Annotated in this window: 11 protein-coding genes; 3 read left to right on the forward strand and 8 right to left on the reverse strand. The window is 66.4% G+C overall.

What is annotated here, in order from left to right; all coding sequences use genetic code 11:
- Positions 1–31: 31 nt before the first annotated feature.
- Both PX52LOC_RS20520 and PX52LOC_RS20525 read left to right on the forward strand, forming a co-directional pair.
- The gene (locus tag PX52LOC_RS20520) at positions 32–1,060 is read left to right on the forward strand and encodes an efflux RND transporter periplasmic adaptor subunit (protein WP_168219109.1); all 1,029 of its coding nucleotides are present in this window, start codon (positions 32–34) and stop codon (positions 1,058–1,060) included.
- Complete coding sequence (locus PX52LOC_RS20525; protein ID WP_149111850.1) at positions 1,057–4,248, forward strand: efflux RND transporter permease subunit; 3,192 nt, start codon at positions 1,057–1,059, stop codon at positions 4,246–4,248. The genes PX52LOC_RS20520 and PX52LOC_RS20525 overlap by 4 nt, the downstream gene beginning before the upstream one ends.
- On the opposite strand, the gene dapF is transcribed toward PX52LOC_RS20525, so the two are convergent.
- The 3 genes from dapF to PX52LOC_RS20540 all read right to left on the reverse strand — a co-directional run bounded on the left by dapF (position 4,194) and on the right by PX52LOC_RS20540 (position 6,809).
- A complete protein-coding gene (dapF, locus tag PX52LOC_RS20530) occupies positions 4,194–5,048 on the reverse strand; it encodes a diaminopimelate epimerase (protein WP_149111851.1) in 855 nt (284 codons plus the stop codon). The two genes, PX52LOC_RS20525 and dapF, sit on opposite strands and share 55 nt — an antisense overlap.
- Before the next feature lie 77 nt (positions 5,049–5,125).
- The gene (locus PX52LOC_RS20535; RefSeq protein ID WP_149111852.1) at positions 5,126–5,875 is read right to left on the reverse strand and encodes a metallophosphoesterase family protein; all 750 of its coding nucleotides are present in this window, start codon (positions 5,873–5,875) and stop codon (positions 5,126–5,128) included.
- A gap of 109 nt (positions 5,876–5,984) precedes the next feature.
- On the reverse strand, positions 5,985–6,809 hold the full coding sequence (locus PX52LOC_RS20540; protein WP_168219110.1) for a BON domain-containing protein: 825 nt from the start codon (positions 6,807–6,809) through the stop codon (positions 5,985–5,987).
- Positions 6,810–7,051: 242 nt separating this feature from the next.
- On the opposite strand from PX52LOC_RS20540, the gene PX52LOC_RS20545 reads away from it, so the two are divergent.
- Positions 7,052–8,104, forward strand: coding sequence for an Ldh family oxidoreductase (locus PX52LOC_RS20545; protein WP_149111854.1), 1,053 nt, complete (start codon positions 7,052–7,054; stop codon positions 8,102–8,104).
- A 6-nt stretch (positions 8,105–8,110) separates the two neighbouring features.
- Here PX52LOC_RS20545 and PX52LOC_RS20550 read toward each other — a convergent pair whose 3' ends face one another.
- The 5 genes from PX52LOC_RS20550 to PX52LOC_RS20570 form a co-directional block, all read right to left on the reverse strand.
- Positions 8,111–9,181: a FemAB family XrtA/PEP-CTERM system-associated protein gene (locus tag PX52LOC_RS20550; protein WP_149111855.1), complete on the reverse strand. Its 1,071-nt coding sequence runs from the start codon at positions 9,179–9,181 to the stop codon at positions 8,111–8,113.
- Between the two features lie 85 nt (positions 9,182–9,266).
- Positions 9,267–10,448 carry a glycosyltransferase gene (locus tag PX52LOC_RS20555; protein ID WP_149111856.1) on the reverse strand — a complete coding sequence of 394 codons (1,182 nt, stop codon included), beginning with the start codon at positions 10,446–10,448 and terminating at the stop codon, positions 9,267–9,269.
- Between the two features lie 3 nt (positions 10,449–10,451).
- Positions 10,452–11,669, reverse strand: a complete 1,218-nt coding sequence (locus PX52LOC_RS20560; RefSeq protein WP_246173785.1) for a TIGR03087 family PEP-CTERM/XrtA system glycosyltransferase — start codon at positions 11,667–11,669, stop codon at positions 10,452–10,454.
- Between the two features lie 22 nt (positions 11,670–11,691).
- Positions 11,692–12,531, reverse strand: a complete 840-nt coding sequence (locus PX52LOC_RS20565) for a sugar transferase (protein WP_168219111.1) — start codon at positions 12,529–12,531, stop codon at positions 11,692–11,694.
- Between the two features lie 44 nt (positions 12,532–12,575).
- The gene (locus PX52LOC_RS20570) at positions 12,576–13,223 is read right to left on the reverse strand and encodes an exosortase-associated EpsI family protein (protein ID WP_149111859.1); all 648 of its coding nucleotides are present in this window, start codon (positions 13,221–13,223) and stop codon (positions 12,576–12,578) included.
- Positions 13,224–13,258: the final 35 nt, after the last annotated feature.

Here is a 13,258-nt window from a genome sequence, read left to right on the forward strand (position 1 = left end):
GGGCCCCCGGCCGGAAGCCCCGCCGCCGCCCGTGACCGTTGCCGTCAGTGAGAAGCGAACCGTCCCCGTCCAGGTCCGAACCATCGGGACCGTCAAAACGGTCGCGACGGTCGCCATCCGGCCGCGAGTGGGCGGGCAACTCACGGAGGTGCTCTTCAAGGAAGGGGAGTACGTCAAGAAGGATCAGAAGTTGCTGACCATCGACCCCCGCCCGTATCAGGCGGCGGTGAAGTTGGCCGAGGCGACGCTGGCCAAGAGTCGGGCGATGCTCAAGGGGGCGGAACTCGACCTCGAACGGTTGGAGAAGGTCGACGCGGGCGGGGCGGCGTCCGGCGTCGAACTCGACAAGTCCCGCACGGTCGCGGCCGCCGCAAAGGCGTCCGTGGCGATCGACGAGGCCTCCCTCGACTCCGCGAAGATTCAGGCCGGCTACACCACGATCACGTCCCCACTCGACGGCCGCGTCGGAGAACTTCTCGTCAACCAGGGTAACCTCGTCGAGGCGAACGGCTTGAACCCGCTCGTCGTCATCCATCAGGTCAGCCCGATCTTCGTCACGTTCGCGCTGCCGGAACAGGAACTCCCCGCGGTTGCTGCCGCCCAAGCCGAGGCACCACTGACCGTGGAAGCCTTGCTGCGGGAAGGCGAACCGCCCATGCGCGGCAAATTGGCGTTTATCGACAACGCCGTGAACGTCGGCAGCGGCACGATGTCGCTCAAGGCCGAGTTCCCGAACCGCGATCACAAGCTCTGGCCGGGACAGTTCGTCGACGTGGTCCTGACCCTGCGGGACCGCCCCGACAGTGTTCTGATTCCCACGGCGGCGGTGCAGGCGGGCCAGAGGGGGACGTTCGTGTTCGTCGTGAACGCCGAGCGCAAGGTCGAACTGCGGCCGGTGACGGTCGCGTTCGAAACCGACCGCGAGGCGGTGATCTCGTCCGGCCTATCGGCCGGGGAAACGGTCGTCACGGAGGGCCAACTTCGGTTGGTCGCGGGGTTGAAGGTCGATGTGAAGGCGGGTCTACCCGTTCCCGCGGTCGGAAAGGGGAAGCCCGAGTGAACATCTCGTCCCCGTTCATCCGCCGCCCGATCATGACGACCTTGCTCACTCTGGCTTTGCTTCTCGCGGGCGGGCTGGGGTACACGTCCCTGCCGGTGAACGACCTGCCGAACGTGGACTTCCCCACGATCCAGGTCACGGCCAGTCTGCCCGGGGCGAACCCCGAGACGATGGCCGCCGCCGTCGCGACGCCGCTCGAACGCGAGTTCACGGCCATCCCCGGCATTGAAGGGCTGACCTCAACCAGCGTCCTCGGCGTGACCTCGATCACGATGCAGTTCGACCTGAGCCGCAACATCGACGCGGCCGCGCAGGACGTGCAATCGGCCATCGGGAAGGCGGCCCGGTCGTTGCCCGACGACATGCCGGCCCCGCCGGCGTTCCGCAAGGTGAACCCCTCGGACTCGCCCATCGTCCTGCTCACGCTCCGGTCCGACGTCCTCCCGCTGTTCGACGTGAACGAGTACGGCGAAACCTTCCTCGCCCAGCGGATGTCGCAGATCAACGGCGTGGCCCAGGTCACGGTCTACGGGCAGCAGAAGAAGGCCGTGCGGGTGCAGGTCGATCCGAACGTCCTCGCCGCCCGCGGCGTCGGCCTCGACGAGATTTCCACCGCCCTCCAGGACGCCAACGTGAACCTGCCGACCGGCACGTTCCAGGGCCGTAAGCAGGCGTTCAACATCCAGGCCACCGGCCAGCTGATGGAGGCGAAGAGTTATCGCCCCGTCATCGTGGCGTACCGTGGCGGCCAACCGATCCGCTTGAACGAGGTCGCGAAAGTCTTCGACGGCGTCGAGAACGACAAGGTCGGGGCCAACTTCGCCGAACGAACGCCGGCCGGCGAACCGGGGGATCTGTCCCGGTCGATCATGCTGGCCGTCTACCGGCAGCCGGGGGCGAACACGGTCGAAGTGGCGGCCGAAGTCCTCCGGCTCATCCCGAGCTTTCAGGCGCAACTGCCGCCATCGGTCACGCTTCAAATTCTGGCCGACCGCTCCGTGCCGATCCGCGAGTCGATCCACGACGTCCAGATTACCCTCCTGATCGCCTTCGGCCTCGTCGTGCTGGTGATCTTCTTCTTCCTCCGCAGTGCCCGGGCGACGCTCATCCCGAGCCTGGCGCTGCCAGTGTCGATCGTGGCCACGTTCGGCGTCATGCACCTGATGTGCTACACCCTTGACAACCTCTCGCTGTTGGCCCTCACGCTCGCGGTCGGGTTCGTGGTGGACGACGCCATCGTGATGCTGGAGAACATCATCCGCCACCTGGACATGGGCAAGCCGCCGCTGCGGGCCGCGCTCGACGGCTCGGCGGAGGTCGGCTTCACGATCGTCTCGATGACGATCTCGCTGGTCGCGGTGTTCATCCCCGTGCTGTTCATGAGCGGCCTCGTCGGCCGATTGCTCCGCGAGTTCGCCGTCACGATCTCGATCGCCATCGTCATCTCCGGGTTCGTGTCGGTGACACTCACGCCGATGCTCTGTGCCTTGCTCCTCCGCGGCGGCCACGCCCCGCACGCCGACACGCGGCACGGCCTCCTGTTCCGCGTGACCGAGGGCGTGTTCGACCTGTTCCTGGGCCTGTACGCCTGGACCCTCCGGCTGACGATCCGCCTGCGGTTGCTGATGCTGTTGTTCTCGTTCGCGTTCATCGCCGGAACGGTCTACTACTTGGTGGTGCTGCCGAAAGGGTTCCTCCCGAGCGAGGACACCGGCCAGATCACCTGCACCACGGAAGGGCCGGAGGACATCTCGTTCCAGGGGTTGTTGGACGCCCAGGGCCGCGTCGAGGAAATTCTGCGGACCGACGAGTACGTGGCCGCGTTCAACAGCACGGTCGGGTCGATGGGATTCAACGCTTCCGCCAACGCCGGCCGCATCTTCATCCGCTTGACGCCGCGGGACCAACGCGACCTCTCGGCCGATCAGGTGATCGCCCGGCTGCGGAAGAAGACGGCCGCGGTGCCGGGGATCAAGGTGTTCTTCCAGAACCCGCCGCCCATCCGGATCGGCTCGCGGACGGCCAAGAGCCTGTACCAGTTCACCATCCAGGGGCCGGACACCCGCGACCTGTACTCCGGGGCGGCCCGCCTGGAAGCGAAATTGCGGGCGATGCCGGAACTGCTCGAAGTGACGAGCGACATGCAACTCCGCAGCCCGCAGTTGAACGTGCGGATCAACCGCGACCGGGCGAAGTCGCTCGGCGTCACCGCTCGCCAGATCGAGGACGCCCTCGCCAACGCTTACGGATCGCGTCAGGTGTCCACGATCTTCACGCCGAACAACGAGTACCAGGTGATCCTGGAAGTGAAGCCGGAGTTTCAGGAAAACCCGGCCCTGTTGTCGCGGCTGTACATCCGGTCTGCCTCGAGCATCCTCGTGCCGATGGATTCGCTCGTCACCGTCAGCCGCGGGGTGGGGCCGTTGACCGTCAACCACTCCGGGCAACTGCCGTCGGTGACGATCTCCTTCGATCTGCGGCCCGGCGTCTCGCTCGGCGACGTGCTGAACAACATCGACGCGGCCGCCCGCGAGGAGTTGGCCCCGACGCTCACGACCGGCTTCCAGGGGACGGCCCAGGAGTTCCAGAAGTCGGCGAAGGGCCTGGGGTTGTTGCTGATCGCGGCAGTGGTGGTCATCTACATCGTGATGGGCATGCTGTACGAGAGTTTCGTCCACCCCGTCACGATCCTGTCCGGCCTCCCCTCAGCCGGCGTCGGCGCACTGCTCACCCTGGCCCTCTTCAACAGCGAGTTGAACCTGTACTCGATGGTCGGCCTCATCATGCTCATCGGCATCGTGAAGAAGAACGCGATCATGATGATCGACTTCGCCCTGGAAGCCGAGCGGACGCAGGGCAAGTCGGCCCGCGAGGCGATCTACGAGGCGTCGCTGGTCCGGTTCCGGCCGATCATGATGACGACGATGTGCGCCCTACTCGGGGCGTTGCCGATCGCCCTCGGTTGGGGGGCCGGGGCGGAGTCGCGGAAGCCGCTGGGGTTGGCGGTCGTCGGCGGGCTGATCGTGTCGCAGGTGCTGACGCTCTACTTCACGCCGGTCTACTACATCTACCTCGACAAGTTGCGGTTCGGCCGACGGCGCCCGGCGGTGAAAACGCCGGGCGAGCCGACGGACTATGCAGGGAACCACTCACCGCTGAACACTTCGGTCGCGGGGCCGGTCATGTAGACGTGGTTGTCGGCCGCCGACCATTCCAGTTCCAGGTCGCCGCCCGGCAGGTGGGCGAGCAACTTGCGGTCCGTCAGGCCGGTCAGCACGCCGGCTACGCACACGGCGCACGCCCCGGTGCCGCAGGCGAGGGTGATGCCGCTGCCGCGTTCCCAGGTCCGCATCGTGACTTCGTTTGGCGATTGCACCTTCACGAAGTGAGCGTTCACCCGCCGCGGGAATACCGGGGCATTCTCGATCAGCGGCCCGAACTCGGCGACGAGGTCGCGGCCGGTCGTGGTGAAGAACTCGTCGCCGACGTACACCGTCGCGTGCGGGTTGCCCATCGACACGCACGTCGCCAGGAACTCGCGGCCGCCCACGCTAAGGGCTGCGTTCACTGGCGGGTCCCCGGGTAGGGTCGTCGGAATCTTCGCGGCTTCCAGGATCGGCTCGCCCATGTTGACGCGAACCTTCTGCGCCTTGCCGTTCACCACGTCGAGGTCCACGCTGAGAATGCCGCGGCCGGTTTCGATGGTCAGGGACGACTTCTTGGCGATGTTGTGGTCGTGGACGTACTTGGCCACGCACCGGAGGCCGTTGCCGCACATCTCGGACTCGGACCCGTCGGAGTTGTACATCCGCATTCGGGCGTCCGCGACTTCACTCGGGCAAATCAGAATGAGGCCATCGGACCCGATGCCGAAGTTCCGGTGGCTGACCGCCTGACTCACGATCGCGGGTTCGGCGGGGAGCTTTTCGACGAAGCAGTTGACGTACACGTAATCGTTGCCGATGCCGTGCATCTTGGTGAATCGCATGTCGCTCTCGCTGCGAGGAGTATTCGTTCAGCGAATTGTAAGGGCGAGAGCGAATCGCGAGAAGGGCAGGGAGTGCGTCACGCACCCAATCGCTGCGGCACGGGGGCGTGGACGCCGTTCATGCCGGGGATGGGGCTTTGATACCGACCGATTCGGAAGATGTCGTTGAGCATCGCCTTCGCCCGGTCGTCGAACGGGCTGTCGTTGACGGCCGCGACGGCGGCCTCGGTGTCGTACTCCATCTGCTTGAGTTCGACCTGGCCGTTCTCCAAAATCGCGTAGCGGGCCAGTGGGATGCCGTCCCGCTGGAGGCCGAGGCTGCCGGGGTTGATGACCTTCGTGCCGACCACGTCGAGGGCAAACTGGAAGTGCGTGTGCCCGACGCAGACATAATCGGCGTTCCACCCGGCCACGCGGTTCGCCCACTGGGTGGCGTCGGCCATCACGTACTCGTCCATCGGATCACGTGGCGTGGCGTGGACCAGCAGGAACCGCTTCTTCTCCAGCGTGAACAGGCTCATCGTCGGCAGGTCAGCGAGATAACGGCGGTCGGCCGCGCCGAGCATGTGCATCGTCGGCTGTCGGGTGGCCATCGTGAGGAAGCGGAAGCCGCCGACGCCGGACACGTCCACGTTCTGGGCCGTCCCGTGGTCGTGGTTGCCGCGGACACAATACGCCGCGTTTCGGCGAACCCAGTCGACGACCTTGCCGGGTTCCGGGCCGTATTCCACGAGATCGCCCATACATAGGCAGATGTCGTGAGGCTCGTTCAGGGCGGCGAGGGCGGGCCAGTTGCCGTGGATGTCGGAGATGAGGAGGATGCGCATGAACCAATCTCGGGTTCCGTTCGATTGATCCTAGAACGGTCCGGGGCCGGGGACTAGTTAGAAGTTGCGGTTTTTGCCGGTCGGGAAAACCTTGCCACCACTACACCTGTTACCGCACGGAAATCTGGCCCAACACGACTCGGTCCACGCCGGGGACTTTCCGCACCTGGGTGGCGAATTCCCACGCATCCTCTGCTTCGGCCACGGCCCCATCTATCGTCACGATCCCATATTGAACCCGCGCGGTCAAGTCTCCGAATCGCGTTTGCCCGGACCGGACCACCTCGACGGCGGTCGCCACGTCTTGCTTCGGTGTCACCGGCACGGCGGGGGACGGGATCGTCGGGTATTGCGGTGGCCCCTCTGGCGCGGGCGGGGGTGGGGCCGGGATCGGCGAATACGCCGAGTCGGTCCTCGCCGGGAGTAGTGCCAGCGCCGTCGTCGTCGGCTGGAGCAGCAACGGAATCGGCGGCAGTTCGGGCGCGACCGGCGTGTACCGTTGCACCACCACCCGGCCGTTCGGTCGCGGGTCATTCTGGGCCACACGGTTCACCGGGGCTACCGAGGCCACCGGCATTTCACGGGCCTTCAACCGCTCGGCAATCTTCTGCTTCAGCGGGTCTTCGACCGCCGGAACCCACGCGGAAACTTTGGCATCGCTCAACCCCGGCACGACTCGGAGGAGCTGGCGAATGCGAGCCGCCTCGTCCTGCGACGCGACCGGGCCGCCGACGACGGCCACGCCGTCCACGACGCTGACGATCAACGACCGGGACTTCAGCACCGCATCGGCGTTCAGAACCGTCTGGACCCGTTGCGTGAGGTCGGCGTCAGTCGTCACGCGCGTCGGCGGTTCGAACCCGCGGGCCGACGGTGCGAGCAGTACGAGCGTGCAAAAGACTTTGACGCGAAAGCGGGCTAGAGTGTATCGCACGGCCGTCCTCCTGGTGTGAATTGAATCACTCATCCATTCTGCGACGGGGTAACGAGGGGCGTAATCGAACTTGAGGAAAAGTTTTCAACTTCGGGGAATACCCGCGACGCTCCACGCTGGTGGCGAAGACTGATTCTGTCAGGAAAGCTGTTCCGCCTGAGTTGAGATGTCGTATCCGAGAAGATGTCCGGGATGGTGAAGATCGTACTTCGTTCACTCACCCCGTTAAGTCGGAGACAGCAATGAACCCTCCTCTCTCCCCGGTATCCGACCTCCTCGACTACGCGACCGCGCTGTTCGCGGCGGCCGGTTGTGACGGCGATAAGCCCGCGACGATTGCCGCCGGGTTGGTCGAAGCCGACTTGCTCGGCCACACGACACACGGCATGCAACTGGCTGCGGCGTACTTGAAGGAACTGGAAGCCGGTGGGATGACGGCCCACGGCGAACCGGACGTGATCGCCGACCGTGGCGCGGCCGTCACCTGGGACGGTCGCAAACTCCCCGGCGTGTGGCTGGCAACGCGGGCCGTTACTTTGGCCGTCGAGCGGGCGGCACTCCACGGGCAAGCCACGGTCGTCATTCGCCGAAGCCACCACATCGGCTGCCTGGCTGCGTTCCTGCAACGGGCGACGGACCGCGGGATGATGGTGCTTATCGCCAGTTCCGACCCCGCGGTGGCGAGTGTTGCCCCGATCGGTGGCCGGAAGGCGGTGTTTACCCCCGACCCGTTCGCAATCGGCATCCCGACCGACAACGACCCCATCCTCATCGACGTGAGCGCCTCCATTACCACGAACGGTCTGGCCACCCGCCTTCGGCGAGAAGGCAAGACGTTTCCGGGGGCGTGGGCACTCGACGCGGCCGGCAAAGTGACAGACAACCCGGAGGCACTCTTCGCAGACCCACCGGGAACGCTCCTGCCGACCGGCGGGACCGATCACGGCCACAAGGGCTATGCGTTAGCGCTGATGGTGGAAGCCCTCACGCAAGGGCTGGGCGGGTTCGGCCGGGCCGACGCGCCGGATGGGTGGGGGGCGTCGGTGTTCGTGCAAGTCTGGGACCCGGCCGCGTTTGGCGGGGCGGACGCATTTCGAACGCAGATGGGTTGGACCGCAACGGCCTGTCGAGAATCGCCGCCCGTACCGGGCGGGGACGCCGTCCGCCTGCCGGGGCAGCGCGGGCTGGACCGCAAGCGCCGGGCGTTGGCCGAGGGCGTGGCCCTCTACCCCGGCATCCTCGCGTCGCTCGAACCGTTCGCGGAAAAGTTCGGCGTCCCGTCGCCGAAGACGTGATGCGCCTCACGGAATGCCGCGGACGATCTCCGGGCCGATCCACTGCGTCACCCGCACGGGCAACCGCTGCCAGAGTTGAATCGCCCGCTGGTACCGCGGGTTGTCCGGCCGCATCTCGCCGAGTTCGCCGGTGCGGAGGTGGTACTGCCACGTCGCGGGGTGGGCGTCGGCCCCCCACTGTTTCTTGAACTTGAACGTCGGTCCGTCGGTCGTGGACCGGCCGAAATCGAAGATCGCTTGCTTGCGTTCCACGGCTCGGTCGAGCAGGTGGCGGTACATCAGCATGTTCGCGCAGGTCGGGTTGAACTCGCGGAGGGACGACGCCGTCGGCACTTCCGTGATGCCATTGCCGTGCAACAAGAGCGATGTCGCGACCGGCTGCGGACCGGCGTAGACGGTGCAAAGCTCGGCCTGGTTCGGGAAGGTTTCGAGGATGCTCGCGAAGAAATTCTTGGCGTAGATCGGCGTGCCGAGGTCGCGCATATTGTGGCTGAGCACGGCGTAGAAGTCGTCGAGCCGGTCGAGGCCGCCCCAACGGACGATCAGGTCACTCTTCTCGCCCTTGCGAACCTGATTGCGAACCTTCGCGTCGAGCTTCTTCCAGAGAACGTCCGGCGTGGCGGGCAGTTTCAGCCGCATGTGGACCTTCGACGTGAGCCGGCCGTTCAGGCGGGCGTGGTCGATGGGCGCTTCCTGCCGCAGTTCCAAGTGGCGGACGTTCAGTTCGTCGGCCAGTTCGATGGCCCGATCGACGAGGGCCGTCTGCACGTCCGGCGACGCCGCGAGCACGCCGTTGCTATTCAGGTACGGCAGGCTGACGAGGAAGCGGCCGAACAGCACGCTGCTGACGTAAGCGAGCGGCAGGAAGCCGCACGTCGTTCCGTCGGCGGTGCGGGCTTCGACGGCATAAACATCGTGCCGCAGGCCGTCGCGGAGGACCGGGAGCCAGCGGGGATCATGGCCGAGCGCGGTGGGGCCGTGGGCGGTGGCGAACGTGGTCAGGTCGGCCAACCGCGAGTGCAGCGACGACGCCGAGTGAACCCATACGCGGAACGGTGGTGTAATCGGGCGGACCATCAAGGGCGTCCCTCGGTCGGTGACAGGGCCAACCGGCGACGGAGGGGGCGTCGGTGCGGAGGGGTCGGGCAGTTGTCGGCATCCTCTACCGCTCCAGCAGTTCATCATAGATCGCTTTCAGCTTCTGCATCCGGGCGGGGAAGCTGTAGTGGGCCTCGATCGTCCGCCGGCCGGCCTGTCGGCAGACGTTCCGCAGGTCGGCGTTCGTCAGCAGCGCGAACAGGGCGTTCGCCAGGGCAGGGGAGTCGCCGGGCGGGACGAGCAACCCGTTGCGACCGTCCTGGATCAGTCGCGGGATGCCGTTGATCCGCGTGGCCACACACGGCGTTTCCAGGGCCATCGCTTCCAGCAACACGTTCGGCAACCCCTCGCGGTAGCTGCTAAGCGCGAAGGCGTCCATCGCCTCGAAGGAAGTCCGGACGTCCGACTGCCAGCCGGGGAGTTGCACGCGGTCGCCGAGGTCGAGTTCCGCGACGATCGCCTCCAACCGCGGCCGGTCGCTGCCTTCGCCGACGATGAGCAGGCCAACGTCAATGCCCCGCTGAACGAGATCGGCCAGCGCGCGAATCAGAATGTCGAAGCCCTTCTCCTCTTCCAACCGGCCGACCGCCCCGACGACGAAGCGGTTCGCGGGTAGGCCGAGCTTCGCCTTCGCCTGATCGGGGGCGAGTTTCCGGGTGTACTCCTGCGTGTCGATGGCGTTCTCTAACAGCACGCACTTCCGCGATGGCACGCCGGCCCGTTCGCACTCCGTCACGAGGTCGTCGGAGACACAGATGACCTTCTCGTACCGCGGCAGGCAGAACTTATCAACACGATAATACATCGGCGTGCGGGCCGTGTGGTGGACCCAGCCGTGTACCGTCGTCACCAGCCGCATCGGCCAGAACCGCTTCAAGAGCAGGCCGAGGGCGTTCGTCTTGTAGTCGTGGCCGTGCCAGATGTCCACGCGCTCGCGCTTGCACGCGGCGAGCAACCCCGACACCACGCGCCAGTCCCACGGCCCGCGGTCGGGGATCGAGATGAGCGGTGCCCGGTAGCGTTCGGCCTTCCGAATGATCTCGGCATAACCGGGATCACCGGGCGGGTGGAGGTAGCCACAGAGCATCGTGTAGCCGAGCGGTTCGAGGAACCGCGGCGAGTTCAAAATCGTCTTGTCCGGCCCGCCGCCCGACCCGGTGACGACGCGGGTGTCGAACACCACCGGCGGTCGCGGCGTAAGTCGCTTGGGCGAGTCGGTGTGAGATCGTTCGGCGGTCGCGGTCATGGATTACACTTCCACCATCTGCGGCGTCTTCGTTTCACAGGCGGCCGCGATCTTCTCGACCAGCGGTTGCAGGCAGCGGTCCCAGTGGTGGTGCTCTTCCACGAACGTTCGCCCGGCCCGGCCCAACTGCTCGCGGTGAGCGGCATCGCCCAGGAGCGCCAGCACGGCGGCGGCCCACTCGTCGGGCGTCGTGGCCTTCAGCAAGTGCCGGCCTGGTTCGGCCTTCAGGGCGGCGAGGGCCGGCGGGGCAACGACGGTCGCCTTGCCCATCGCCAGGGCTTCGAGGACCTTGTTTTGCAATCCGCGGGACAGCCGCATCGGCACGACTGCAACGGCCGCTTCCGCCAGGTGCGGTCGCACGTCGGGGACTTGCCCGATCAACTTCACGCCGGGAAGGTCGGCGAGCGTGCGAACCTCGGCCGTCGGCTTGCGGCCGATCAGCCAGAACTCGGCGTCCGGTCGCGATTGATGAATCGCCGGCCACACCTCGCGGGCGAACCAGACGGCCGCGTCCACGTTCGGCAGGTAGTCGAGTGCCCCCACGAACGCTGCAACCGGCTTCACCGGCGTAGGGGTGGGTTGGAAGTAGTCGAGATCAACGCCGTTGGTGGCGACGGTGGCGGTCCCGCGGCCGGCGACTTCTTCGAAGATGTCGGCTTCGGCCCGGCTGACGAGCGACGCGGCCGCGGCCCACTTCGGCAGGTCGGCTTCGAGTTTCCGCACGCGGGAACCTTCGAGGCGAAAGAGCAGCGACTTCGGGAAGCGAGCAGTCGCGGCGAAGTCGTCCCACTTGCGGCTATCTACGTCCACCACGTCCACGAACGCCGGCACGCCCCGCAACGCCGGTCGGCGGAGGTACGGGATCAAACTCGTCGCCGAGACGACCGCCGTGGCGAACGGCGATTGTGCGTGCCACGCCTCGGCGGTGCGGGCGAGTTCGCGGTTCGAGAACGCCCCTTCGGAGAGACTCCCGCCGGTCAGGAACGACCGCCCCGCCCCCGCGAGGCGGCCGAACCGCGACTGCGGCACGACCGCGACTTGCTCGCAGAGGCCGCGGAGTTCGCGGTGCGTTTCGTCGCTTACGGGTTCGTCGGCGAGGCAGCCGAGGCTGACGCGGAAGCGGTGCGACAGTTGCCGCAGGAGGTGGTAGTTGCGGATGCGGTCCCCCTTGTCCGGCGGGAACGGCACGCGGTGGGTCAGGTACAACAAACGCGGACGCATCACGCTCACGGACTTCGGGGTGTCAGACGGGTTGCAGGTTGGAGCTTTGCTCCAGCGGGGATGGGGTGAGGTTGCTCTGGAACACCTCGGCGACCGTGTCGCGGTGCGGGAGCCAGAAGACCCGCTGCGCCCACCGCGGGTGGAGGCCGGCGGCCTTGAAGACCGTGCAGAGCATCAGCCGCAGGTCGAGCCAGAGGCTGTAGTTCTCGATGTAGTACAGGTCGTAAACGACCTTGTGCTTGACGCTGTTGATGTCCTCGTCGGCCGGCAGTTGCACCTGGGCCAGCCCCGTCACGCCGGGCTTGACCAGCAGGCGGTGGGCGTAGCCGGGGACGTGCTTTTCCAATTCGAGCTTGTCGATGATCGACTTCCGCTCCGGGCGCGGGCCGACCAGACTCATTTGGCCCATCAACACGTTGAACAACTGCGGCAGTTCGTCGAAGTGCGTCTTGCGAAGGAACGCGCCGAGCCGAGTGATGCGCATGTCCCCCTTCGTCGACCACTTCGCCCCGCCGGTCTTTTCCTCAGCCTTGTGGGCCATCGTGCGGAGCTTGATGATGCGGTATTCGCGGCCGCCGCGGCCGAGCCGCGATTGCAGGTAGAAGCCGGGACCGGGCGAAGTCAAGCGGACGGCAAGCCAGCAGACGCCAATGAGCGGCAGGGCCGGCACCAAGAGTGCGAGCGCGGTAAACCAGTCGATGACCGACTTCGTCGCCGAGTACCACGACACGACGGGGTCGATCTGCACGGTCACTACCGCGTCGAACAATTCGACTTCGGGCCACCCGGGCTGGGAGCGGGATGCGGAAGAAGACTCTGGCACGGTCGGTCGCAATGGTTCGGGCAGCGGCGTCAATGCCATGGGCATCCTCAAAAGCAACCGGGGGATGGCGGGTCAATGGAGCGTCACTTCGACTGCAGTACGCTTTGCGCGGCGGGAAAGAACTCGGCCAGGAACCCTTCGGTCGGGTCGGCCGCTTGCGCGCCGCCCCCGAGCGTGTTTAATCGTCGCTGCACGTAAAGCTTGTACAGCACCGGCTCGCGGCCGAACTCGTACCGGGCGTCTTCGGACGCGGTCCACGCACCGTCGAGACTCCAGGCCCAGTTGACCTGGAGCGAAACGGCCGGGAAGGTATCCGTGTCAAACCGGGCGGACCAGTACGTGCAGTGCGGCCCGGGAACCGACTCGTCGAGTTCCCGGCGTTGCTGCGGGCCGATCGGTCGGTACCCCGCGCCGGCGTAACAGCGGTTCGGGTCGTGGGCGCCGATCTCTGTTGCCGCTCCCGCCAGAATCAGGGCAGTGACGACCTCGTTCGTCTTCGCGTTCCGGTACACCCGCGAAGTCGCGGCGAAGGCCCCGGTGCGGTCGAACCTCTTGGAGTCGTATTCTTGCACCTCGCCCTTCCAGTCGCCCACGGCGAGCGGGACGGCGTCGAGCTTTTCTTGCACGGCCTTGATCGCAGTGGCGTCGGCCCGGTGGGACGTGGTCCGCACCTCCAGCCACCCGGCCCCGCACAGGACGACCACCGCAATTCCGATCACCACTGCCCGCATTCGCTTCGCTCCGTCGCGTTCTGGAAGTCGATCCG

Origin of the sequence: Limnoglobus roseus (assembly GCF_008254045.1) — a bacterium.
Classification (GTDB): domain Bacteria; phylum Planctomycetota; class Planctomycetia; order Gemmatales; family Gemmataceae; genus Limnoglobus; species Limnoglobus roseus.

Excerpts from the sequence above, each read along its gene's own strand:
- dapF (WP_149111851.1), bottom strand. The coding sequence starts at position 5,048 with ATGCGATTCACCAAGATGCACGGCATCGGCAACGATTACGTGTACGTC.
- PX52LOC_RS20535 (WP_149111852.1), bottom strand. The coding sequence starts at position 5,875 with ATGCGCATCCTCCTCATCTCCGACATCCACGGCAACTGGCCCGCCCTC.
- PX52LOC_RS20545 (WP_149111854.1), top strand. The coding sequence starts at position 7,052 with ATGAACCCTCCTCTCTCCCCGGTATCCGACCTCCTCGACTACGCGACC.
- PX52LOC_RS20550 (WP_149111855.1), bottom strand. The coding sequence starts at position 9,181 with ATGGTCCGCCCGATTACACCACCGTTCCGCGTATGGGTTCACTCGGCG.
- PX52LOC_RS20555 (WP_149111856.1), bottom strand. The coding sequence starts at position 10,448 with ATGACCGCGACCGCCGAACGATCTCACACCGACTCGCCCAAGCGACTT.
- PX52LOC_RS20560 (WP_246173785.1), bottom strand. The coding sequence starts at position 11,669 with ATGCGTCCGCGTTTGTTGTACCTGACCCACCGCGTGCCGTTCCCGCCG.
- PX52LOC_RS20565 (WP_168219111.1), bottom strand. The coding sequence starts at position 12,531 with ATGGCATTGACGCCGCTGCCCGAACCATTGCGACCGACCGTGCCAGAG.
- PX52LOC_RS20570 (WP_149111859.1), bottom strand. The coding sequence starts at position 13,223 with ATGCGGGCAGTGGTGATCGGAATTGCGGTGGTCGTCCTGTGCGGGGCC.